The organism is Aliiroseovarius sp. xm-d-517, from assembly GCF_013283135.1.
In the GTDB taxonomy this organism is placed as follows: domain Bacteria; phylum Pseudomonadota; class Alphaproteobacteria; order Rhodobacterales; family Rhodobacteraceae; genus Aliiroseovarius; species Aliiroseovarius crassostreae.
The window spans coordinates 2,954,346-2,977,924 of the sequence record NZ_WBXT01000001.1 but is presented as its reverse complement, the minus strand read 5'-3'; the positions used below and the strand labels follow the sequence as shown (position 1 = coordinate 2,977,924).

The 23,579-nt window shown below is 61.5% G+C and carries 20 protein-coding genes; 13 read left to right on the top strand and 7 right to left on the bottom strand.

Going from position 1 to position 23,579, the window contains the following annotated elements:
* Nucleotides 1–168 precede the first annotated feature (168 nt).
* The 3 genes from hisG to hisS are packed head-to-tail and all read right to left on the bottom strand — an operon-like array spanning nt 169 to nt 3,438.
* A complete protein-coding gene (hisG, locus tag XMD517_RS14175) occupies nt 169–867 on the bottom strand; it encodes an ATP phosphoribosyltransferase (protein WP_173485227.1) in 699 nt (232 codons plus the stop codon).
* On the bottom strand, nt 864–1,958 hold the full coding sequence (locus XMD517_RS14170) for an ATP phosphoribosyltransferase regulatory subunit (RefSeq protein WP_173485226.1): 1,095 nt from the start codon (nt 1,956–1,958) through the stop codon (nt 864–866). The genes hisG and XMD517_RS14170 overlap by 4 nt, the downstream gene beginning before the upstream one ends.
* Nucleotides 1,951–3,438, bottom strand: coding sequence for a histidine--tRNA ligase (gene hisS / locus XMD517_RS14165; RefSeq protein WP_173485225.1), 1,488 nt, complete (start codon nt 3,436–3,438; stop codon nt 1,951–1,953). Before hisS ends, XMD517_RS14170 begins: the two co-directional genes overlap by 8 nt.
* Before the next feature lie 177 nt (nt 3,439–3,615).
* On the opposite strand from hisS, the gene XMD517_RS14160 reads away from it, so the two are divergent.
* Nucleotides 3,616–3,825, top strand: a complete 210-nt coding sequence (locus XMD517_RS14160; protein ID WP_055188226.1) for a SlyX family protein — start codon at nt 3,616–3,618, stop codon at nt 3,823–3,825.
* Between the two features lie 117 nt (nt 3,826–3,942).
* Here XMD517_RS14160 and dnaE read toward each other — a convergent pair whose 3' ends face one another.
* Both dnaE and XMD517_RS14150 read right to left on the bottom strand, forming a co-directional pair.
* The gene (gene dnaE / locus XMD517_RS14155) at nt 3,943–7,464 is read right to left on the bottom strand and encodes a DNA polymerase III subunit alpha (protein WP_173487950.1); all 3,522 of its coding nucleotides are present in this window, start codon (nt 7,462–7,464) and stop codon (nt 3,943–3,945) included.
* Between the two features lie 36 nt (nt 7,465–7,500).
* Nucleotides 7,501–7,863 carry a VOC family protein gene (locus tag XMD517_RS14150; protein ID WP_217360414.1) on the bottom strand — a complete coding sequence of 121 codons (363 nt, stop codon included), beginning with the start codon at nt 7,861–7,863 and terminating at the stop codon, nt 7,501–7,503.
* A gap of 177 nt (nt 7,864–8,040) precedes the next feature.
* Here XMD517_RS14150 and xdhA point away from each other — a divergent pair, with 177 nt between their 5' ends.
* The 12 genes from xdhA (at nt 8,041) to XMD517_RS14090 (ending at nt 21,210) form a co-directional block, all read left to right on the top strand.
* The gene (gene xdhA / locus XMD517_RS14145; RefSeq protein ID WP_173487949.1) at nt 8,041–9,405 is read left to right on the top strand and encodes a xanthine dehydrogenase small subunit; all 1,365 of its coding nucleotides are present in this window, start codon (nt 8,041–8,043) and stop codon (nt 9,403–9,405) included.
* Complete coding sequence (xdhB, locus tag XMD517_RS14140; RefSeq protein ID WP_173487948.1) at nt 9,402–11,675, top strand: xanthine dehydrogenase molybdopterin binding subunit; 2,274 nt, start codon at nt 9,402–9,404, stop codon at nt 11,673–11,675. The genes xdhA and xdhB overlap by 4 nt, the downstream gene beginning before the upstream one ends.
* Nucleotides 11,672–12,667 (top strand): xanthine dehydrogenase accessory protein XdhC, encoded by a 996-nt coding sequence (xdhC, locus tag XMD517_RS14135; protein ID WP_173485221.1) that lies wholly within the window; start codon nt 11,672–11,674, stop codon nt 12,665–12,667. Before xdhB ends, xdhC begins: the two co-directional genes overlap by 4 nt.
* A complete protein-coding gene (locus tag XMD517_RS14130) occupies nt 12,627–14,165 on the top strand; it encodes an ABC transporter ATP-binding protein (RefSeq protein WP_254450036.1) in 1,539 nt (512 codons plus the stop codon). Before xdhC ends, XMD517_RS14130 begins: the two co-directional genes overlap by 41 nt.
* Nucleotides 14,162–15,244: an ABC transporter permease gene (locus XMD517_RS14125; RefSeq protein ID WP_173485220.1), complete on the top strand. Its 1,083-nt coding sequence runs from the start codon at nt 14,162–14,164 to the stop codon at nt 15,242–15,244. The genes XMD517_RS14130 and XMD517_RS14125 overlap by 4 nt, the downstream gene beginning before the upstream one ends.
* A gap of 12 nt (nt 15,245–15,256) precedes the next feature.
* Complete coding sequence (locus XMD517_RS14120; protein WP_055188214.1) at nt 15,257–16,180, top strand: ABC transporter permease; 924 nt, start codon at nt 15,257–15,259, stop codon at nt 16,178–16,180.
* Nucleotides 16,181–16,195: 15 nt separating this feature from the next.
* Entirely contained in the window at nt 16,196–16,978 is a 783-nt protein-coding gene (locus tag XMD517_RS14115) for an ion transporter (RefSeq protein ID WP_173485219.1), read from the top strand.
* Nucleotide 16,979: 1 nt separating this feature from the next.
* Nucleotides 16,980–18,059, top strand: a complete 1,080-nt coding sequence (locus XMD517_RS14110) for a BMP family ABC transporter substrate-binding protein (RefSeq protein ID WP_173485218.1) — start codon at nt 16,980–16,982, stop codon at nt 18,057–18,059.
* A gap of 121 nt (nt 18,060–18,180) precedes the next feature.
* Entirely contained in the window at nt 18,181–18,762 is a 582-nt protein-coding gene (locus tag XMD517_RS14105; protein WP_173485217.1) for a hypothetical protein, read from the top strand.
* Nucleotides 18,763–18,940: 178 nt separating this feature from the next.
* On the top strand, nt 18,941–19,081 hold the full coding sequence (locus XMD517_RS14100) for a hypothetical protein (RefSeq protein ID WP_173485216.1): 141 nt from the start codon (nt 18,941–18,943) through the stop codon (nt 19,079–19,081).
* Between the two features lie 133 nt (nt 19,082–19,214).
* Nucleotides 19,215–20,150 (top strand): aldo/keto reductase, encoded by a 936-nt coding sequence (locus XMD517_RS14095; protein WP_173485215.1) that lies wholly within the window; start codon nt 19,215–19,217, stop codon nt 20,148–20,150.
* Nucleotides 20,143–21,210 (top strand): FAD-binding oxidoreductase, encoded by a 1,068-nt coding sequence (locus tag XMD517_RS14090; RefSeq protein ID WP_173485214.1) that lies wholly within the window; start codon nt 20,143–20,145, stop codon nt 21,208–21,210. The genes XMD517_RS14095 and XMD517_RS14090 overlap by 8 nt, the downstream gene beginning before the upstream one ends.
* A gap of 66 nt (nt 21,211–21,276) precedes the next feature.
* On the opposite strand, the gene XMD517_RS14085 is transcribed toward XMD517_RS14090, so the two are convergent.
* Both XMD517_RS14085 and XMD517_RS14080 read right to left on the bottom strand, forming a co-directional pair.
* The gene (locus XMD517_RS14085) at nt 21,277–22,575 is read right to left on the bottom strand and encodes a hypothetical protein (RefSeq protein ID WP_173485213.1); all 1,299 of its coding nucleotides are present in this window, start codon (nt 22,573–22,575) and stop codon (nt 21,277–21,279) included.
* 56 nt (nt 22,576–22,631) lie between these two features.
* Nucleotides 22,632–23,555 carry a histone deacetylase family protein gene (locus XMD517_RS14080; protein ID WP_173485212.1) on the bottom strand — a complete coding sequence of 308 codons (924 nt, stop codon included), beginning with the start codon at nt 23,553–23,555 and terminating at the stop codon, nt 22,632–22,634.
* Nucleotides 23,556–23,579 lie beyond the last annotated feature (24 nt).

Here is a 23,579-nt window from a genome sequence, read left to right as displayed (position 1 = left end):
CATATATGGGGGTGGCGTCGCATCTGGTGGTGATCCGTGTGCCCGCGTGGCGCGGCCTGGGGCAAGACAGCTTTGGCAACGCGATGCTCGGAAAAAAGGCGGCCCGGTAACTGGCCGCCTTTACAAGATTTGTCCATTTCGGAAGGGCGTTTTGCGTGTGTCGCCGGTTTAGCCGTTGATGCCCAGCTTGCTGGTCAGGGTTTTGAGCGTGGCCCGATCCGCTTCGTCCCAGAGGGCTTTTCGCGACTTGAACAACGTGGCCTGGCTTTTGTGCACCGGACCATCGCCGAGGATTTTCAGGTGGTTGGCGCGGAGCGTCTCGCCGGTTGAGGTGATGTCGGCCACCGCTTCGGAGGTTTCGTTTTTCACCGTGCCTTCGGTTGCCCCCTGGCTGTCGACCAGTTGATAATCCGCCACGCCGTGGTCGCGCAGGTGATCGCGGATCAGGCGGTGATATTTCGTGGCGATCCGCAGGCGGAAGCCATGATTGGCGCGAAACTGCGCCGCCACCGCATCCAGATCATCCAGCGTGTTCACATCCACCCAGCATTTGGGCACCGCGATGATCAGGTCCGCATGGCCAAACCCCATCGGAGCGAGCTCGGTCACCTTATCGGCCCAGCTGGGCAGTTTTTCACGCACCAGATCGGTCCCGGTCACGCCCAGATGAATACGTCCGGCGGCCAGTTCGCGGGGGATTTCACCGGCGGACAGCAGCACCAGTTCAATGCCGTCAATGCCACGCACCGCAGCCGCATATTCGCGGTCTGACCCGGTGCGGGCAAGCTCGATGCCCCGGCTGCCGAACCAGTCAAAGGTCTTTTCCATCAAGCGCCCTTTTGAGGGCACTCCCAGTTTCACACTCATGATGCGGCTCCCAGCAAAAGGGACAGTTCCGGGCGGATCACACCACCCACGGCGGGAATGTCGCGACGTTCCCCGTTCTGATGCCCCAGCACGCGGGTCAGCGCATCATAGCGCCCCCCGGTGGCCACCGGCTGCAGGTCGGGGCGGGCTTCGGCATAGAAGCCAAAGACGAACCCGTCGTAATATTCCATCGAGGTGCGGCCATAGCTGCCTTCGAAATCGAGGCGGTCAACATCCACCCCGCGCTTTACCAACGCCTCACAGCGCAGCTCCATCCGGTCAACGGCGGGGGCGATGGCGGGCATGTCGACGGCGATGTCCCGCAGATGCTCCAATACGTTGGATGTGGTTTCACGAAGGGCCAGCAGATCATCCAGCAGCTCAACCTCGCTTGCGGAGATCGGCGCCGCCTGGGCATCTTCGCGCAACGTATCGACACGCGCTGCGATCTCGGACTGGGTGCGCAACCCGATCTGAGGGGCGTCCACATCCATCGGGTGCTCTCTGGCCAGAAGGGCCGCACGGCCTTCGGGCATTGGGGCACGGCCCGCGAAACGATCCAGAAGCGCGCGGAAACGGCGGGGACGCCAGATGTGACGTTCAAGGGCGGCCTTGCGCCGGTCGGTGGTCTTCAACCCCCGCACCGCAGCCAGCAACAACCCCAGATCCCCAGTGGCCGCACGCAGGTTCAGGGGCGCCAGCACGTCCTGCATGATCGCAAACACTTCGGCATCCGCCTCAGCGGGGGCTTCGCGGTCAAACACCTCATAGCCGACCTGGAACTGTTCGGAGGTACGGTTGGTGATGTCATCCTGAGCGCGAAACACTTCTCCCATATAGGCGTAGCGGGCCGGTTCCGCCCCCTCCGCCATATGCATCTGCACCACAGGCACGGTGAAATCCGGGCGCATCATCACCTCACCGCGGACCGGATCATGGGTCACATAGGCGCGCGCGCGGATGTCTTCGCCGTAAAGGTCAAGCAGGATTTCGGCGGGCTGCAGGATGTCTGCTTCGATCACCTGTGCGCCCTTGCCTTCGAACACCTCCAGCAGGCGGGCGGCCTCGGCTCTGATCAGGGCTTTATCCATTGTCGGCCTCAAGGATTTCGCGCACTTTGGCAACCATATCGGCGCGCGCGCATTCGAACTGGCTCGGGCGTTCCTTCCATTCCTCAAGCGTGGCGCTTTCGGCGATTTTGGCCCCCAGAACCAGATCCTTGATCTGGATCTTGCCCGCCTCAAATTCATCACTGCCAGCGATGATCGCGACTGGTGAGTTGCGCTTGTCGGCATATTTCAACTGGTTGCCGAAGTTCTTCGGATTGCCCAGATAGACCTCGGCGCGGATGCCCGCCTGACGCAGCTCGCCCACCATCGCCTGATAATCCGCGAGACGGGTTTTATCCATCACGGTCACAACCACCGGCCCCTGCCCGTCATTTTTCAGGCGGCCTTTGGCCTCCAGCGCGGCAAGCAGACGGTCGACGCCAATTGACACGCCCACGGCGGGCACCTTTTGCCCGGTGAAACGCGCAACGAGGTCGTCGTAACGCCCGCCCCCGGCCACAGACCCAAACTGGCGCTTGCGGCCTTTCTCATCGAGGATTTCGAAAGTCAGTTCCGCCTCGAACACCGGGCCGGTGTAATAGCCAAGGCCGCGCACGACCGAGGGGTCAATCTCGATCCGGTCGGGGCCATAGCCCTGCGCAACCAGCAGCTCTGCAATCTGTTCCAGTTCGGCAATGCCCTCGGCCCCTATGGCACTGTCGCCCACGGCCGCGCGCAGGTTTGCGAGCGTTTCCGCAGCGTCTGCGCCTTTCGAGGTCAGGAAGGCAATCACAGGTTCCGCATTTTCCGGCTCCAGCCCGACCCCATCAATATAGGCCCCCGAGGCGTCCAGACGACCTTTGCCGAGCAGCTCACGCACGCCTGCCTCGCCCACCTTGTCGAACTTGTCGATGGTACGCAGAACAGCTTCGCGCACGGGGCCATCTTCGACCCCCATCACCTCAAGCACGCCATTCATGACCTTGCGGTTATTCACCCGCACCAGATAATCGCCGCGCGGAATGCCGACGGTTTCCAAAGTGTCCGCCAGCATCGCGCAGATCTCGGCATCGGCCGCCATGGACGAGGTGCCCACCGTATCCGCATCACATTGATAAAACTGGCGAAACCGCCCTGGCCCCGGCTTTTCATTGCGCCAGACCGGTCCCATTGCATAACGGCGATAGGGGGTGGGCAACTCATTGCGATGCTGCGCATAGACGCGGGCAAGTGGCGCGGTCAGGTCATAGCGCAGGGCCATCCAGTCACCGTTGCCCTTCTCGTCAAACTCCTGCCACGCAAATACACCCTCATTGGGGCGGTCCACATCCGGCAGGAATTTGCCCAGCGCCTCAACGGTCTCAACCGCACTGCTTTCCAGCGCATCAAACCCATAGCGATGATAGACAGCCGCAATCTGATCCAGCATATGTTTGCGCCGTGTCACCTCGGTGCCGAAGTAATCACGAAACCCCTTGGGCGTCTCTGCCTTGGGGCGGGGCTGTTTCTTTTGCTTGGCCATCGCTTTGGTCCCATTGTTTGCTTACGCGGGCGGTCTAGCCGATGGGGGGCGTTGGGGCAAGGCAAGCGGCGCGGAAAGCCCCATGTTTTACGCAATCTTCACATGTGAGGGCGGCGTTTCCCGCGCCACGCTGTTTTCGGGCTAGGAAGCAGGCGCAAAACCCGATATTCCGACCCCATGTCACAAGATCGCCTCACCCATCTGGAAGAAACCGTCGCCCATCTGACCAAACAGGTCGAAGAGCTGTCGGATGTCATTGCCCGTCAGGATATCGAACTGGCCCAAATGACCCATCGGGTGCAGATGCTGATGGAGCGAGAAGCCCAGCGCGAAGCGGGCGGCACGGGCGGGGTGATCCTTGGCGACGAACGCCCGCCGCATTATTAAGCGGCATTAAGCGGCCTCCCCTCTTCCTCTTGCAACAAATATCCCCGCCGGAGGCCGCCGAGCGAAGCGAGGCCACCGCCAAGTCTGAGCGCCCGAAAGGGCAATCAGGCACGGCAGCTACACCTCTTCCACATCCACCACACCATCCAGTGACTTCAGCGCCCCCTTGATCTGCGGGTTCAGCGGATAGGACCGGCCAATGGTCATCTCGACCTCTCCGGGCAGGGTCGGGTCCAGCAGGCACAGGCTCACCTCGCCGGGGCGCACATTCCTGGCGGTCTCCGCCGCTTCGTTCAGCAGGTTGGCAACCATCGCCACCGCTCCCGGCTCATCCAGATACACTTTCAGCGCCATACCGCCCGCATCCGCCACCACCGCCTCAATCGGCGCAACCGAGCGTGCAATCGGGTCGAACTGCCCATCATTGAACCGCCCTTCCAACGTCATCACCACCTGCAAGGTCTCATCAAACACCTTACGGCAGGCTTCGAAATCATCGGCAAACAGCGCCATACCCGACACCTGTTCCGTCGGGTCAGAGATATTCATGCGGAAAAACGGATTGCCCCGCCCGGATTTGCGCTGCTGCAATCCGCCGACGATCACCGCCACCTTGCCCACCACCGCGCCGTTGCGTTCGGCCTTCTCGCGCAATTCCTGAAGTGTCATCACCCCCTTGCGCTTCAAGGCAGGCAGGTAGTCATCCAGCGGGTGCCCTGACAGGTAAAAGCCAATGGCCTTATGTTCTTCCGCCAGCCGCTCATTGGGCAACCAGTCATTCACCGGCGGCATTTTCGGCTCCGGCAGGTCCTCGCCTGCTTCGCCAAACAGCGACACCTGATTGGAGGCCCGCTGTTCATGCACCGCACCGGAATAGGCCACAAGCGCGTCCAGAACGTCAAACACCCGGCGGCGGTTCGGGTCGATCTGGTCAAAAGCGCCCGCCCGCGCCAGCATCTCCATCGGGCGTTTGCCGATTTTTTTCAGATCCACCCGGCGGGCGAAATCATAAAGCGTGGCAAAAGGCTTATCGACCCCGTCGACCTTGCGCCCTTCGACCACCAGCTGCATCGCCTCGACCCCGACATTCTTGAGCGCGCCCAGCGCATAGACAACCGCGCCATCTTTCACACTGAAGGTCGCAACAGAGCGGTTCACGCAGGGCGGAATGATCTCGATATCCAGCCCACGGCGCACCTCTTCGGCATAGATCGACAGCTTGTCAGTCAGGTGGATATCGCAGTTCATGACGCCGGCCATGAATTCAACCGGGTGGTTCGCCTTGAGCCATCCGGTCTGGTAACTCACCACCGCATAGGCCGCCGCGTGGGATTTGTTGAAACCGTAATTGGCAAATTTTTCGAGAAGGTCAAAAACCTCGGACGCCTTCTTGGCAGGGACCCCGTTTTCGGCAGCCCCCTTTTCGAACTTAGGCCGCTCGGCGTCCATCGCCTCCTTGATCTTCTTACCCATGGCGCGGCGCAGCAGGTCAGCGCCGCCAAGCGAATAGCCCGCCATCACCTGGGCAATCTGCATCACCTGTTCCTGATAAACGATAATGCCCTGAGTTTCCTCAAGAATATGGTCAATCAGCGGGTGGACAGATTCAATTTCCTTGAGGCCGTTCTTGACCTCACAATAGGTCGGGATGTTCTCCATCGGGCCGGGGCGGTAAAGCGCCACCAGCGCCACGATATCCTCAATACAGGTGGGTTTCATGCGCCGGAGCGCATCCATCATGCCCGAGCTTTCCACCTGGAACACGGCTACCGTTTTGGCCGAGGCGTAGAGCTTGTAGGTTGCTTTGTCATCCAGCGGGATGGCGTTGATCTCATTCACCGCACCTTCCGGCGGATCATAAAGCTGCGCGCCATCCGGGCCGATATGAATGTCGCGCCCCTGTCCTTTGATCAGGTCAACGGCGTTTTGAATGACGGTCAGGGTCTTGAGGCCCAGAAAGTCGAACTTCACCAGCCCGGCCTGTTCGACCCATTTCATATTGAACTGGGTCGCTGGCATGTCGGAGCGGGGGTCTTGGTAAAGCGGCACCAGCGCGTCCAGCGGCCGGTCACCGATCACCACACCGGCGGCGTGGGTCGATGCGTTTCTCAGAAGCCCCTCAACCTGCTGGCCATAATCCAACAGGCGCTGCACCACCTCTTCTGACCGCGCTTCCTCGCGCAGACGCGGTTCCTGTTCAATCGCTTCCTTGATCGACACAGGCTTTACGCCCTCAACAGGGATCAGTTTCGACAGGCGGTCCACCTGCCCGTAAGGCATCTGCAACACGCGCCCCACGTCGCGCACGGCGGCCTTGGATAGAAGCGCACCGAAGGTGATGATCTGGCCCACCTTGTCGCGGCCATATTTCTCCTGCACGTATTTGATCACCTCTTCCCGGCGATCCATGCAAAAGTCGATATCGAAGTCGGGCATCGACACCCGTTCGGGGTTCAGGAACCGTTCAAACAGCAGCGAATAGCGCAACGGATCAAGGTCGGTGATGGTCAGCGCATAGGCCACGAGGCTACCTGCACCGGACCCCCGCCCCGGACCCACCGGAATGCCGTGATCCTTGCCCCATTGGATAAAGTCCGCCACGATCAGGAAGTAGCCGGGAAAGCCCATGCCCTCGATGATGCCCAGCTCAAAATCCAGCCGTTTCTGGTATTCCTCAACACTGACCGCGTGCGGGATCACTGCCAGCCGTTTTTGCAGCCCCTCATTGGCGATGCGGCGCAGTTCGGCCACCTCGTCATCGGCAAAGCGCGGCAGGATCGGCGCACGCTTATAGGCCTTGAACGCGCAGCGGCGGGCGATTTCCACCGTGTTCTCAACGGCTTCGGGCAGATCCGCAAAAAGCGTGACCATTTCCTGCGGGCTTTTGAAATAGTGCTGCGGCGTCAGACGGCGGCGGCCCTCGGCCTGATCCACATAGGCCCCTTCCTTGATGCAGATCAGCGCATCATGCGCTTCGTAAAGATCGGTCTTGGGAAAGAAGACATCATTGGTGGCCACCAGCGGGATGCCCATCGCGTAGGCCATTTCAACAAACCCCCGTTCGGTGGCCCGCTCCCCCGCGGTGGGCAGCCCACCTTCTCCGGGATGGCGTTGCAACTCGACATAAAGGCGATCCCCGAAAGCGCGATACAGGCGGCTCATCAGCGCCTCGGCCTTGTCAAGATTGCCCATCTGCAAAAGCTGCCCCACCGGGCCCTCGGCCCCTCCGGTCAGACAGATCAGCCCTTCGCAATGCGCCTCCAGCTCATCCAGCTGCACCTGCGGCAGGTCCTCATGCTTGTCCACATAGAGGCATGAATTGAGCTTCATCAGGTTCTCATACCCGCCTTCATTCTGCGCCAATAGCACAACAGGCGCCGGGCCACGGGGTTTTTCCCCCGGTGCGGGCGGGTCAAAACAGACATCTACCTGACAGCCGATGATCGGCTGGATGCCCGCGCCTGCCGCGGTTTCGGAAAACTCCAGCGCAGCGAACATATTGTTCGTGTCGGTCACGGCAACGGCAGGCATGCCCATATCGGCGCAAAGTCCGGGCAGTTTCTTGACCGGAACGGCGCCTTCGAGAAGCGAGTATTGCGTATGGGTGCGGAGGTGGATGAATCGGGGCATATCACTCATCCCGCAACCCTAGCCGCCCCGCCCGGTTAGCGAAAGTCAGATTGCTTCCAGAATTTCAATCCGGTTGCCAAACGGGTCAGCGGTGTAGAAACGGCGAAACCCTGGCAGATCATGGTCCCGCCTCACGGGGACCTGCGCCTGTTCCAGCCGCGCGGCAAGTGCATCAAGATCGCTGCATAGCAAGGCGGGATGCGCTTTGCGGGCAGGCTGAAAATCTTCCTCGACTCCAAGGTGCAATCGCAGCGCGCCAGTTTCAAACCACACGCCGCCCCGCCCGGAAAGACGTGCGGGTTTGGGCCGCTCTGGCAGCCCAAGAAGGTCGGTATAGAAGTGACGGGCCTGTTCTTCCTGCCCTTTCGGCATCGCAAGTTGGACGTGGTGCAGAGCGGTCAACATCATGAAATTCCTTGGCATACGCGCGCTGTATACTATTGCATACAATAAGCTGCAAGAATCTCTTGCCAGATCAATTTTTCTGCGCTTACCTTGTTAACAATATTTTCCCGCGCGCAATCTACGCCGCATCGAGGGCGCGCAAAACGGGACCACAACAGGGTAAGGCGGCGGGATTATTCCATGGATATCACCTTTCTTCTGAACGGAGAGAGTGTGCATGTGCCGGGCGTGAACCCGGCGCAAACCGCGCTGGACTGGCTGCGTGAAACGCGTGGGCTGACCGGCACCAAGGAAGGGTGCAACGAAGGGGATTGCGGCGCCTGCACGGTGATGCTGGCCGACGAGGAAGGCGCGCGCGCCGTGAATGCCTGCATCCTTTTCATGGGGCAACTGGACGGCAAATCGCTTACCACTGTCGAAGGGGTCGCCCGTGAACAGCAGCTTCACCCGGTGCAACAGGCGATGATCGAGGAACACGGGTCGCAATGCGGGTTCTGCACACCGGGGATCGTGATGTCCCTGGCCACTTCTCACCTGACCGGGGATCGAAATCACGACGACGTGCTGGCGGGCAACTTGTGCCGCTGCACCGGCTATGCTCCGATCATTCGCGCGGCGGAAAAAGCGTGGCAGGACCCCGTCCCCGAGGGGTTTGGCGTGCCGAATATCTGCCTGCCGGATCCCACCCATGACACCCAGCGCCCGGGCAACCTGGCTGAGTTGCAAGCGGCCTGCACCGCCCGTCCAGACGCCACCCTGATTGCCGGGGCCAGCGATGTGGGCCTTTGGGCCACCAAGGGGCTTCAGGATCTGGACCCGGTGATTTTTCTGGGCGGCGTAAAGGAGTTGCACAATATCCATGTTGGTGAGGACGAGATCCGCATCGGCTCGGGTGTAACCATCGAACGCACCCGACAATTGCTGGCGGACCACCACCCGCATTTCGCCGAGATGTTGCGCCGGTTTGCTTCGAAACAGGTGCGCAATGTGGCCACGCTGGGCGGAAACATCGCCAACGGATCCCCCATTGGCGACTGCCCTCCACCGCTGATTGCAATCGGCGCGGAATTGACCCTGAACAAGGGGGGCACCCGGCGCACCCTCCCGCTGGAAGATTTCTTTATCGCCTATGGCCAACAGGACCGCGCACCGGGCGAGTTTGTCGAAGCCATCTCCCTGCCCCGCCACGCGCGGGGACTGCGAGTTTACAAGCTTTCAAAACGGTTTGATCAGGATATTTCTGCCGTATTGGGCGCGTTCAACCTGACCGTGGAAGGCGGAAAGATCACCGGCGCCCGTATTGCCTTTGGCGGCATGGCAGCCACGCCAAAACGGGCGAAAGCAGTGGAACAGGCCTTGATGGGCAAGCCCTTTTCCCGTGCCACCATCACTGCCGCCATGCCCGCTTTTGCACAGGATTACACACCTCTGACGGACATGCGCGCCAGTGCAGAATATCGCCTGAAAACCGCCCAGAATATGCTGATCCGCTATTTCGAAGAGGAAAACGGCACCGCCGCCAATGTGCTGGAGGTGACGTCATGAGCATCGGAAAACCGCTCCCGCATGACGCGGCCCATCTGCATGTGACCGGAGCCGCGCGTTACGTGGATGACATCCCGACGCCCAGCGGCACATTGCACCTCTGTTTCGGTCTGTCCGACGTGGCCCGCGGCAAGATCACCAAGGTTGACCTTTCCGCCGTGCGCGCTGCGCCCGGCGTGGTCGCGGTGCTGACCGCAGACGATCTGCCCTTTGAAAATGACGTCTCGCCGTCGATCCATGACGAGCCCCTGCTGGCGGTGGATGAGGTGTTTTACCTCGGCCAACCGATCTTTCTGGTCGTCGCCGACAGCCATCTGAACGCCCGTAAGGCGGCGCGCCTTGGACAGATCGACATTGATCCCCTGCCCGCCATCCTGACCATTGATCAGGCGCTGGCCGCCGACAGCCGGTTCGAAGAGGGCCCGGTGGTCTGGTCGCGCGGCGACACCAGCCTGGCCCTGAAACACGCCCCCCACATCATCGAAGGTCGCTTCGAGATGGGCGGGCAGGAGCATTTCTATCTTGAAGGTCAGGCCGCCCTTGCCCTTCCTGGTGAAGATGGTGACATGCTGGTGCACAGCTCAACCCAGCATCCCAGCGAAATCCAGCACAAGGTGGCGCACGCGATTGGCCTGCCCATGCATGCGGTGCGGGTCGAAACCCGGCGTATGGGCGGCGGGTTTGGCGGCAAGGAAAGCCAGGGCAATGCGCTGGCCGTGGCCTGTGCGATTGCCGCACGCCAGACCGGTCGCCCCTGCAAGATGCGCTATGACCGCGACGATGACATGATGATCACCGGCAAGCGGCATGACTTCCGTATTGCTTATCGCGTGGGCGTGGATGAGGCGGGCAAGATCCTCGGGCTTGAGATCACGCAGATGGCGCGCTGCGGCTGGGCGCAGGACCTGTCGCTGCCCGTGGCCGACCGCGCCATGCTGCATACAGACAACGCCTATCACCTTGAAAACGTGGAAATCACCAGCCACCGTCTGAAAACGCACACCCAATCCGCCACCGCTTTTCGTGGCTTTGGCGGGCCGCAGGGCGTGCTGGGGATTGAGCGGATCCTGGACCATGTGGCGCGCGCAAGGGGGCTTGACCCGATCGCCGTCCGGCAAGTGAATTTCTACGCCGACGGGCAGACAACCCATTACGGGCAGGAGATCGAAGGCTTTCACATCCCGGCGATGACCGAAGCGCTCCTTGAACGCGCGGAATATGTGAAACGGCGCGCGGGCGTCGACGCGTTCAACACCCGGAACCCCGTTTTGAAAAAGGGGCTGGCCTTTGTGCCGGTCAAGTTCGGGATCAGCTTCACCCTGACCCACCTCAATCAGGCCGGCGCGCTTGTCCATGTCTATCAGGATGGCTCGGTTCACCTCAATCATGGCGGCACCGAGATGGGGCAAGGGCTGTTTCAGAAAGTGGCGCAGGTGGCCGCTTCGGTCTTTGCGGTGGATCTGTCCGCAATCAGGATCACCGCCACGGACACGGCCAAAGTCCCCAACACCTCGGCCACGGCGGCCTCAAGCGGGTCGGACCTGAACGGGATGGCCGTGCGCGCGGCCTGCCTGACCATCCGCGACAGGATCAGCACCCACCTCGCCACATACTGGTCGGTGGCCCCGGGGGATGTGGTGTTCACCGAGGGGCGGGTGCAGGCCGCCGGACGCGCGCCGCTATCTTTCGCCGAGGCCGCTCAGATGGCGTATCTTGCCCGGGTCAGCCTGTCCGCCACCGGGTTCTACAAAACCCCCAGGATCAGTTGGGACCGCACCGCCGGGCGCGGACGCCCCTTTCTCTACTTTTCCCATGGGGTGGCGCTGAGCGAAGTGGTGATTGACACCCTCACCGGCGAAAACAGGATCCTGCGCGCGGACATCATTCACGACACCGGAAACAGCCTGAACCCCGCATTGGACATCGGCCAGGTCGAAGGGGCTTATGTGCAGGGTGCGGGCTGGCTGACCACCGAAGAACTGGTCTGGGACGACACCGGTCGGCTGCGCACCCACGCCCCCTCGACCTACAAGATCCCCGCCAGTTCCGACCGGCCTCGCCAGTTCACCGTGGACCTCTGGCATGAACCGAACCCCGAAGACACGGTGGGCCGCTCCAAAGCCATGGGAGAGCCACCCTTCATGCTGGGCATTTCGGCTTGGCTGGCGCTGGCAGACGCGGTTGCGGCCTGCGGCACGGGGTTTCATGACCTGAACGCCCCCGCCACGGCCGAAGAGGTGCTGGCCGCAATCGGACGGGTGCAGTCATGAGTTTCGACCTTCCCGCCCTTGAACGCGCCATTTGTGATCACGGCCCCGTGGTGCGGGTGGTGGTGGCAGAGGTGAAAGGATCCGCCCCGCGCGACGTCGGGGCAGCGATGCTGGTCTGGGCAGAGGGTCAATCAGACACCATTGGCGGCGGAGAGCTGGAATGGCGCGCGGCCCGAAAGGCCCGCCAGTTGTTGAAGGGGGGTCGCACATTTGACCGCTACCCGCTTGGTCCGGCCCTTGGGCAATGCTGCGGAGGGGCGGTAAGTCTGCTCAGCGAATGCTTCGACATTGAGCAGATCAACTCATTGAAGAATAATAGTGTTTACGCACGCAGCCTTCATGAAGAAGACCCGCCACTTGCAGTGCATCGTGCCCTGCAGCAGGCGCGCGACCGTGGTGTGGTGCCCACGGCCCAGCTGGTGCAGGGGTGGATGATCGAACCAATCACAACCGCCCGCCAACCACTGTGGATTTACGGAGCGGGTCACGTGGGCCGCGCTTTGATAAACACGCTCGCTCCCTTGTCTGATTTTGTGATCACATGGGTGGACACGGGACCGGAACGGTTCCCGGAACAGATCCCGGACGGGGTCACGGCACTGCCAGCCGCTGCCCCAAATGAGCTGGTCCGCTATGCTCCGCAACACGCGCAGCATCTGGTGCTGACCTATTCGCATCAGCTCGACCTCGACCTTTGCCATGCGATTCTCCTGCACGGCCATGGCGGGCTTGGGCTGATCGGATCAGCCACCAAATGGGCGCGTTTTCGGGCCCGGCTGCGGGACCTTGGCCATGGAAACGGACAAATCAATCAAATAACCTGCCCGATCGGCGATCCGGGCCTTGGCAAACACCCGCAGGCCATTGCGATTGGGGTGGCGACCGCGCTAATGAAAGGCGCGGTTGATAAGACGAACCAAAACGGGTTTCAGAACAGGGGGATACCGACCGATGGAGGAGATGCGCGCGCAGGACGCGCTGTTGACGCTTGAGGGGCTGAGCAAAGCCTATCCGGGCGTCAAGGCCAATGACGATGTGTCCTTTTCCATTCTGCAGGGAGAGGTCCATGCCCTTCTGGGCGAAAACGGCGCTGGAAAGTCGACCCTGGTTAAGATGATCTATGGGCTGGTGAAACCGGACAGCGGCGAGATGCGCCTGAAAGGGCAGGTTTTTGCCCCCCACACCCCCGCTGCGGCGCGCGCTTCTGGCGTGGCGATGGTGTTTCAGCATTTCTCGCTGTTTGACGCGCTGACGGTGGCGGAAAACATCGCCCTTGGCATGGACAACCCGCCCAAGCCGCGTGAATTGACCTCACAGATCCGACAGGTGAGCGAGGCTTATGGCCTGCCGCTTGATCCCAAGCGCATTGTTGGGGAGCTTTCGGCCGGGGAACGGCAGCGCGTCGAGATCATCCGCTGTCTTCTGCAGGATCCGAAACTGTTGATCATGGACGAGCCCACCTCGGTCCTGACCCCGCAAGAGGTTGAAATTCTTTTCAAAACCCTGCGCAAACTGACCGCAGAAGGCACCGCGATCCTGTATATTTCACACAAGCTCGAGGAAATTCGCGCCCTGTGTGAACATGCCACGATCCTGCGCCATGGTCAGGTGGTCGACACCTGTGATCCGCGCAGGAAATCCGCACGTGAACTGGCTGAGATGATGGTGGGGACCAGTCTGCATGTCCCGGAGCGAGAGCCCTCCGAGCCGGGAGAGGTGGTGTTGGAGATGGATCAGGTCAGCCTGAAATCCCACACTGCCTTTGGCACCGACCTCAAAAACATTTCGTTGACCGTGCGGGCAGGCGAGGTTGTGGGCATTGGCGGCGTTGCAGGCAACGGGCAGGACGAATTCCTGTCGGCCTTGTCCGGTGAGGCGTGGCTGTCTCATGGGGAGGTGCGCCTCAAGGGCACCTGCATTGCCAATCTGCGCCCGAATGAGCGCCGCGCCCTGGCGGTTCTGTCCGCACCGGAGGAGCGCCTTGGCCATTCCGCCGCGCCTGACATGAGCCTGACCGAAAACGCCCTGCTGACCGCAGCCGTGCGTCAACGCCTGACCAAGCGGGGGTTCCTGCGCTGGGGCAAGACCGAAACCTTCGCCCGCGACGTGATCAAGGCCTTTGACGTGCGCACCCCCGGTCCGGAAAATGCCGCGCGCTCCCTGTCCGGCGGCAATCTGCAGAAATTCGTGATTGGCCGCGAGGTGCTGCAAAAGCCCGAGGTTCTGGTGGTGAACCAGCCCACCTGGGGCGTGGATGCATCCGCAGCGGCGGCCATCCGCCAGTCGCTTCTGGATCTTGCAGCGCAGGGCGCGGCTGTGATCGTGATCAGTCAGGACCTGGACGAGTTGTTGGAAATCTCGGACCGGTTCACCGCCCTTTACGAAGGCAAACTGGCTGAGCCGGTGCCAACCAAAGGGCTGACCGTTGAAACCATCGGCCTGATGATGGGCGGCGGGGAAGAAAACGGTGAAGAGGAGACCGCCACATGATCCGTTTGGAAAAACGCCCCTCGCCGTCGCGGGCCTGGGCCACTTTGACACCTGTTCTGGCCGTTGTGGCGACGATGCTTGCCGGGGGGCTGATGTTCTGGATGCTGGGCAAGGACCCGCTGGAGAGCATTCGCACGATTTTCTGGGATCCGTTGTTTCACGAAACTTTCGGGCCTTATTCACGCCCCCAGCTGCTGGTGAAAGCCGCCCCGCTGATCCTGATTGCGATCGGGCTGTCGCTGGGCTTTCGCGCGGGTGTCTGGAACATTGGCGCCGAAGGGCAATACATCATCGGGGCCATCTGCGGCGCCGGTGTGGGGCTTGCCTTTTACCCCACCACCAACCCGTTGATTTTCCCGGCCATGGTCCTTGCGGGTGCGCTGGGAGGCTGGGCCTGGGCGATGATCCCCGGCTTTTTGAAAGTGCGATTTGGCACGAATGAGATTCTGGTGTCGCTGATGCTGGTCTATGTGGCCGAGGCGCTGCTTGCGTCCGTGTCGCAGGGGCTGTTGCAAAACCCGGACGGAATGGGCTTTCCCGGCTCGCGCAATTTCCGCGATTTTCCGGCCGCCCATAATGCCGAACTGATCGCAAACACGGGCATGCATTGGGGGGTGGTCTTTGCCTTTATCGCGGTGATCTTTGCCTATGTGCTGTTGACCCGCCATATGCTGGGCTTCCAGGTGCGCCTGACCGGAGAAGCCCCCCGAGCCGCCCGTTTTGCCGGTGTGAACCCCACCCGGCTGGTGCTGTTCTGCCTGGGCATTTCCGGGGCACTTGCGGGGATGGCCGGGCTGTTCGAAGTGTCGGGACCTGCGGGCCAGATCTCGATTGATTTCAATTCAGGCTACGGGTTCACCGCAATCATCGTGGCCTTTCTGGGCCGGCTGAACCCGATTGGCATTCTGCTGGCAGGGCTTTTGATGGCGCTGACCTATATTGGGGGAGAGCTGGCCCAACTGATGCTGGGCCTGCCGGCGGCCGCGATCCAGATGTTTCAGGGGATGTTGATGTTCTTCCTGCTGGCGATGGACATGTTGACCAATTACCGCATCCGTTTTGCGGCAAAACCCGTGTAAGGAGGAAAGATCATGGACCTGTCACAGATCAATCCACTCCTGCTTCTGGCCTCGCTTATGGTGGCGGCGACCCCGATCCTGCTGGCCGCAATCGGCGAAGCGGTGGTCGAGAAAGCGGGCGTTCTGAACCTGGGTGTCGAAGGCATGATGATCACCGGCGCCGTGGTGGGTTTTGCGGTGACGATCAACAGTGAAAACCCCGCCCTCGGGTTTCTGGCGGCCGCATTGGCCGGGGCGGGCCTGTCGATGCTGTTTGGCGTGCTGACCCAGTACCTCCTGTCAAATCAGGTGGCAACCGGGCTGGGGCTGACGCTGTTTGGCCTTGGACTGTCATCGCTGATTGGCAAACCCTATGAGGGGATGAAGGTCGAGACGCTGGCGAAATTTGAGATCCCTCTGCTGGCTGATATTCCGGTTCTGGGTCCGGTTCTGTTCCGGCATGACCCGATGGTCTATTTCAGCGTGCTGCTGATTGCGGTGGTCTGGTATGGGCTGACCCATACACGGGCGGGCCTGATCCTGCGCGGTGTGGGGGAAAACCACGACGCCGCCCATGCGCTGGGCTACAAGGTTATCCGGGTACGGCTGATGGCGATTGCCTTCGGTGGCGCGTGTGCCGGGATGGGCGGGGCCTATATCTCTCTGGTGCGGGTGCCGCAATGGGTGGATGGGATGACGGCTGGCGCGGGATGGATCGCGCTGGCGATTGTCGTCTTTGCCTCCTGGCGCCCCTGGCGGGTGCTGCTGGGCGCTTATCTGTTTGGCGGCATTTCGGTGCTGCAGCTGAACCTGCAGGCGGCGGGCGTGCCGATCCCGGTTGAAGTGCTGGCCAGTTCCCCCTTCGTCATCACAATTCTCGTCCTCGTGGCGATCTCGATGAAAGGGGATCACGGCGCACCGGGGGCCCTCGGCAGGATTTTCCATGCAACACATTAAGGCGCAGGCAATCACGTGAAACGGCAAGAGGTCATCGACATCCTGGACGGCAGCCACCCCACATTCGGGGGGATCGTGGCGCGCGGCATGGATGCGCTGATCCTGCTGTCCGCCGTGGCCATTGCGCTGGAGACCGAACCGGGGCTTCCCAAAACCCTGCGTCACATCCTGTTTGGCTTTGAAGTGCTGGTTCTGGGGATCTTTACCGCAGAATATCTTCTGCGGGTGACCTGCACCCGCCCCCGGCTGCGCTATATCTTCAGCTTCTGGGGGCTGGTTGACCTGCTCACCATTCTGCCCGCCATCGCCCTTCTGACCCCGCAATGGCAAGCCGTGCGGATCTTCCGCCTGCTGCGTCTGGTGCGGCTTGTCAAACTGTTTCGCGGCAGCCACGCGATGGAGCGGCTGGCCACCGCCTTTCAGGAAGTGCGCGGCGAGCTGGCAATCTTTGGCATCATTGCAGGGCTCATGCTCTATGTGGCCTCGGTCGGGATCTATATCTTCGAACATGATGCCCAGCCCGAGGTGTTTTCCTCGATCCCGCAAAGCCTGTGGTGGGCGGTGGCAAGCTTTACCACTGTGGGCTATGGCGACATGGTTCCGATCACCGCGGGCGGACGGGTCTTTACCACATTTGTGCTGTTTCTGGGCCTGGGCGTGATTGCCGTGCCCAGCGCCATCATCACCACGGCGCTTCTTGAGGCCGATACCAACATCCAGAAAAAACTTGCGAATTCCGCCTCGGAGGCGGACAAAGAAAACCAATCGAAAACTGCTCAATCCACCAAGGGAGAATAATATGCGTGCATTGAAATCACTGCTGGCCGGTGCAGCACTGGTCGCGGGACTGGCGGGCGCGGCGCAAGCCGAAGACAAGACCAAAGTCGGGTTCATTTTCGTGGGCCCCGTGGGTGACGGCGGCTGGACCTATGAACACAACCAGGGCCGGCTGGCCGTGGAAGAAGCCTTTGGCGACAAGGTTGAGACCATCTATCAGGAAAGCGTGCCGGAAGGGGCGGATGCGGAACGTGCGATCACCCAGATGGCGCTGGCCGGGGCAGACCTGATTTTCACCACCTCGTTTGGCTACATGGATCCGACCATCAACGTCGCGCAGAAATTCCCGAACGTGAAATTTGAACATGCCACCGGGTATAAAACCGCGCCGAACGTGTCGAACTACTCGGCCCGCTTCTATGAAGGTCGCGCGGTTCAGGGCCACATTGCGGGCAAGATGACCAAGACCAACACCATTGGCTACATCGCCTCTTTCCCGATCCCGGAAGTGATCCGCGGCATCAACTCGGCCTTTATCCATGCCAAGAAGGTGAACCCGGATGTGCAGTTCAAGATCATCTGGGCCTACACCTGGTTTGATCCGACCAAGGAAGCGGATGCTGCCAAGGCCCTGATCGAGCAAGGCGCCGACGTGATCCTGCAGCACACCGATTCAACCGCACCGCAGGCTGCCGCTAAGGAAGCTGGCAACGTGATCACCTTCGGTCAGGCCTCGGATATGGCGGAATACGCCCCCTTCCCGCGTGTCTCGTCGATCATCGACAACTGGGCCCCCTACTATGTCGCCCGCACCAAAGCCGTGATGGATGGCACCTGGCAGTCGGTTGCCACCTGGGACGGCATTGGCGCTGGCATGGTGGGCATTGGTGAGATCACCGATGCGGTTCCGGCTGAGGTGAAGGCAGAAGCCGAAGCACTGGTTGCCCAGCTCGCCTCGGGCGAATACCACGCCTTTACCGGCCCGCTGAACAAGCAGGACGGCAGCGCATGGCTGGCTGATGGCGAGGTCGCAGATGACAGCACGCTGGCTGGCATGAACTTCTACGTCGAAGGCATTGACGCAGAGATCCCCTCAAACTGATCTCCTGTTTCAGGATCCTCGAAAGCCCCGCCCTGTGCGGGGCTTTTTTCTTGGTCCGGGCGCGACGGAAACCCACCGACATTCCGTATCATGAATATATGGACATGAACGGAGACCTGCCATGACACGCGCCTTTCTCACCACCACCGCAACGGCCGCCTTTCTTGCAGCCCTCGCCCTCCCTGCTATGGCTCAGAACCAGCCCGGTGCCCATTTCATCGAAATGTGGGACCTGAACGAAGACGGGCAGGTTACGCTGGACGAGGCCCGAGAGCGACGCGGCGACATTTTCTACACTTTTGACAGCAATGACGATGGCGTCCTCAGCGCCGAGGAATATGAGCCTTTTGATCAGGCCCGCGCGCAGGACATGCAGGAGCATGGCCTGTCTGCTGGGCAGGGGATGGGCAAAGGTCAGGGTCAAGGCAAAGGTCAGGGCAAAGGCATGGGGCATGGCCAAGGCAATGGCCAGGGTAATGGTCAGGGCAAAGGCCAGGGAAACGGTCAGCGGAATGGCTCTGGAATGGGACAGGGAATGGGTGAACATGGTGCCGCCCGTTCGATGGAACGCCAAAATGCCGACCTGGATGGCGACGGTCTGGTCACGCGGGAGGAATTCCTGCAAGGGCTGGAGCCATGGTTCACCCGGCAGGACCGCAATCAGGACGGTGTCATCACCCAATCCGATTTCGGTCGCGGTTGACCCCTGATAAGGCCTCTCGACATCCCCGCCCTCGGCGGGGGTGTTTTTTGCTCGTAATGCGCATGGGGACCAGAACAAGCGGGCAAACAAGTGTCCCAGGTTTATCCCGCAAGGTTTCAGAGACGGAAACATCTGTGTGCCGCGTATCAGTTTCAGACGCACACACAGGACCTTCATCATGCAAAAAGCTCTGCTTCTATCCGTCCTCATCGCCATCGCCCTGCCCCTGAAAGGGATCAGCGCGTTTTCCCCCGCCGGTCAGGATTGCACATCTGGCCACGACAGCCACAACGCAGACACCGCCTTGCTGCGGGACTGACCCTTCGAAACAAGTTGGGCCGCCGGATGTCTTCCTGACCTGTCCCCGCCCGGTGGCCTGCTTGCCGCCCTCGTCTTTGCACGAGGGCGGTTTTTCCCTTTCCCTTCCGACAATTCCAAGGCAGTGTCGCGCCATGACCAAGCTGATTTCTCTTGATGGCACACCCGCCGGGCGCTGCGCCTTTGGCACGATGCAATTTGGCGCCAAGGCCGACGAGGCTGCATCGGCGGCGATGTTCGACGCCTGTCTTGGGGCGGGCATCACCCATTTTGACACGGCCCATCTGTACACTGGCGGCGCATCGGAAAAGATCCTTGGCGCCCTGATCAAACCCCATCGCGAGCGCCTGATCATCGCCTCCAAGATCGGCTACCGAACCCCTGACAATCTGGCCGCGTTGCGCGAAGAATTTGACCTGTCACGCAGGCGGCTGGGGCAGGAGGTGATCGACCTCCTCTATTTGCATCGGTTCAACCCGAACCTGCCGCTCGAGGCGCAGATCGCAACCCTGGCCGAGTTGCAGCAGGAGGGGGCGGTGCGCTATCTGGCCGTCTCAAACTATGCCGCATGGCAGGCGATGAAAGCCCAGTGCATCGCGCATTCCATGGGCACCAGACTTGATGCGCTGCAACCGATGTATTCCCTGGTCAAACGTCAGGCCGAGGTAGAGATCCTGCCGATGTGCGCCGCCGAAGGCATCCTGCCGCTGACCTATTCACCGCTTGGCGGCGGGCTTTTGACCGGGAAATATGCCGAAGGTGGGGCTGGACGGCTGACCGAAGACGATGATTATGCCATCCGTTATGGGCCGGGCTGGATGCACCAAGCGGCACAGCGGGTGAGCGAGATCGCCAGAACCCTCGGCACCCATCCAGCCACCCTGGCCGTGGCCTGGGCCGCAGCCCACCCGACGCGCCCTGCCCCCATCCTCTCCGCCCGCTCAGCCGAACAGCTGCGCCCCTCACTTGACGGGCTGAAATACCCGATGGACGTGGCCCTTTATGCGCGTCTGTCCGCCCTCACCCAATCCCCACCCCCAGCAACGGATCGTTTGGAAGAACATGTTTGATTTTATCATTATCGGCGGCGGCATTGCCGGGATTTCCGCAGGCGCCCGCCTGTCCACATTGGGCCGCGTTCTGGTGCTCGAAGCGGAAGATGGGCTGGCCTACCATGCCTCGGGCCGGTCTGCGGCAATGTTCGAAGAGAATTACGGCGCGCCAGGTGTAAAACTTCTCAGCCAGGCCTCACGCCCCCATCACGAGGCGGCAAATGTGCTGACCCCACGCGGGTTGATGGTGCTTGCCCTCGAAGGACAGGAAAGCCTGTTTGAAAACGACCTGACAGAACTGCGTCTGCCCCGGATCACGAAAGAAGATGCCCGTAATCTGGTCCCGATCCTGAACACGGATCTGATTGTCGGCGCAGGATATCACCCCGAAGCGTGGGATCTGGACACCGACCTGCTGTTGAACGGCTTTGCCCGTGAGTTGCGCCAGAACGGAGAGATCCAAACACGGGCGCGGGTCACCGGCATCACCCGCCTGACACATGGCTGGCAGGTCGAAACCACAAACGGGTGCCATGACGGGCATATTCTGGTCAATGCCGCCGGTCCATGGGCGGATGACATTGCCAACATGGCCGGGGTCGCTCCGGTGGGGCTGCAGGCCTATCGCCGCTCCATGGCCCGCCTGCCCGCCCCGGACGGGCAGGATGTAAGCAACTGGCCGATGTTCATGGGAGCCGGGGAAAGCTGGTATGCAAAGCCGGATGCGGGCGCGCTGATCGTATCACCCGCGGATGAAGATCCCCTGCCCCCGCAGGATGCCTGGGCGGATGACATGGTTCTGGCCGAGGGCCTTGCCCGTTACGAAGAGCATGTCACGACACCTGTCACACGAATACTGGCGAATTGGGCAGGGTTGCGCACATTTGCACCGGATCGGTCGCTGGTGCTGGGCCCTGCCCCGGCGGATCAGGGCTTTATCTGGTGTGCCGGACAAGGGGGATACGGGATGCAATCCGCCCCTGCCGCGTCACAATTGCTGGCGGACCTTGTTGCGGGGCGTCAGCCGGATCTGCCGGAGGAGATCGTCCGCACCCTGACCCCGGATCGGTTCAGCTGAGTTCGCTTCCCGCGCATCAGCGCCCATCCATGCCTATCAAAGCCGCTCAGCTTCCCTCACTGCCGTTCAGTTTCCCCGTGCGTCCACTTTGATGGCCTCCCAGTGAAACTTTCCCGCGCTCTGCAGTGCGAGCCCGACGCAAAGTTCAAACAGGTCACTGTCAGGGGCTGGTTTCGTGGTTGAGACGCGGAAGGCCTCGGACGGTTTGGCCCCTTTCAGGGCGCCATCCGCCCAAAGCTGCGTCATCAACGCCTCGGCAATCAACCGCGCTTCAGATCGGCGGCTGTCGATATCCCGTGCAACCATCAGGCGCACCAGTTCCGCCCGCAGGGTCAGCCGGGTTTTGCGCAGCAATCTCAGAACCCGCAGCCGTGGCGCGTCATGCCCGGCCCGGCTGAACACTCCATCAGGAGGCAAAACCACGCCTTCTCCCAGATCGCGCAGCACATTGATATTGCACCGTGCTGCGCGGGGATCCAATCCGCCCGGCGCCACGCCCATCCCGGTCAGAGAGCAGCGTTTGCCGGTAACCGGCGCCCAGACCCCACGCTGCCGCGCAACGCGATCAAGCAGGCCCGCCACGGCCCCGGAGGGGGGCAGGACCCGCGCGGGGGCCTGACCTTCTGTGAGCAGATTGCCCAGTGCAACCGCATGCTGGCTGCGCCCCAGCCCAAACCCGTCAAACCACCGATCCACGGGAATATCCGCGCAGGTCGGGGGATCAAGCAGCAGAAAGATATCTTTCTCAACACAAAGCGCATGCAGCTTGCGATAGATCGCACGGGCGTCTGCGGCCGGCAGGAAGGCCAGCACGGGGGCGGCCACCATTTCCACCCGTCCGGGTGCAAGTTCGCGCAGGACAGAAAGCCCATCTTCAGGCATGCCCCACGGGGCCTTCATCTGGGTGGCCAGAGCCTGTTCCCACCCAGCCTGGCCGGGAAGAATTTGATCCGGGCCGGGGTCGAAATCGGATTGGCCCGTTCCCCCGCTGCCCCCCTTTTCCGCCACTGCGCCGACCTGACCAGCGATCAGATCCGCAGCAAGATCCTCTGCCGGCAACACCTGCACGCGGCTGTTGTCTGAGGCTTTCAAATGTGCCGGGGTTGGGTGACCGATGCCCACGCGCAGCACCTTGGCCGTGCGCCCGCCCTGTTCAAAAAACTGGCGCAGCGCGGCAGCCGTCACGAAAGTGCCGTCATCGACACCAAAAATCAGCTCTGCCTGAAACGCGGTTTTCACGCTGACCGGCACGCCCACGGGTCCCTTTGCAAACGGCCCCACAAACAGGACCACCCCTTTCCCCAGCCATTCGGGCGGGCAACGGTTGTCTTGCAGGAACACGCCGGGAGAGATCGGGAATGCCATAATGCGCCTCTTTTCCTTTGCTGGTGTCCCGCCCTTCGGGCGGATGCGCCGGGCGATCAGCCCAGCAACACGTTCAGATGCTTGACCACGGAGCGCGCCAGCACATCCGGTTCATACCCGCCTTCAAGCATCGACAGGATCCGCCCGTCAGCATGTTGATCCGCCACCTCCTTGAGGCGATGCGTCACCCATTCGTAATCTGCATCCACCAAATTGACCGACGACATGTCATCTGCGGTATGGGCATCGAACCCGGCTGAAATCAGCACCAATTGCGGTTTGAAATCATGCAGATGCGGCAACCAGTGGTCGCTCACGGCCTCGCGGAACTCGGTGCTGCCGGCGCCTGCGGAGAGGGGAATATCGACAAGGTTGTCGGTTTCCTTCTCGTGCCCCGTAAACGGATAGAACGGGTGCTGGAAGCTGGAGCAGAACAGCACGCGCGGCTCTTCTTTGAAGATCTCCTCGGTGCCATTGCCGTGGTGCACGTCGAAGTCGATGATCGCGACACGTTCAAGCCCGTGGGCCTCAAGCGCATGGGCGGCGGCAACGGCGATATTGTTGAACAGGCAAAACCCCATCGCCTCGGCGCGTTCGGCGTGATGCCCGGGCGGGCGCACGGCGCAGAAGATCGGGTTGGCTTCGCCGGACATGATCAGGTCGACCCCCATCACCCCCGACCCGGCGGCGCGTTCGGCCGCGCGCAGCGTGCCGGGGCTCATCACCGTGTCGCCATCCACTTCGATCGACTGCATCCCCTCGCCCGGCGCAATCGCATAGACCCGGTCAAGATATTCAGCCGCATGCACCCGTTCGAGCTGTTCACGGGTGACCAGCGGCGCGTCCCGGTGCCGGATCACGTAATCCATCCCCGACATGATCAGCTGGTTCATGATCGCATCCAGCCGTTCCTTGGTTTCCGGGTGCATCGCCCCCGCGTCATGATCCCGGCATTCCGGGTGTGATATCATTGACAGCATCTGGTCCTCCCTTACCTCTGCCTC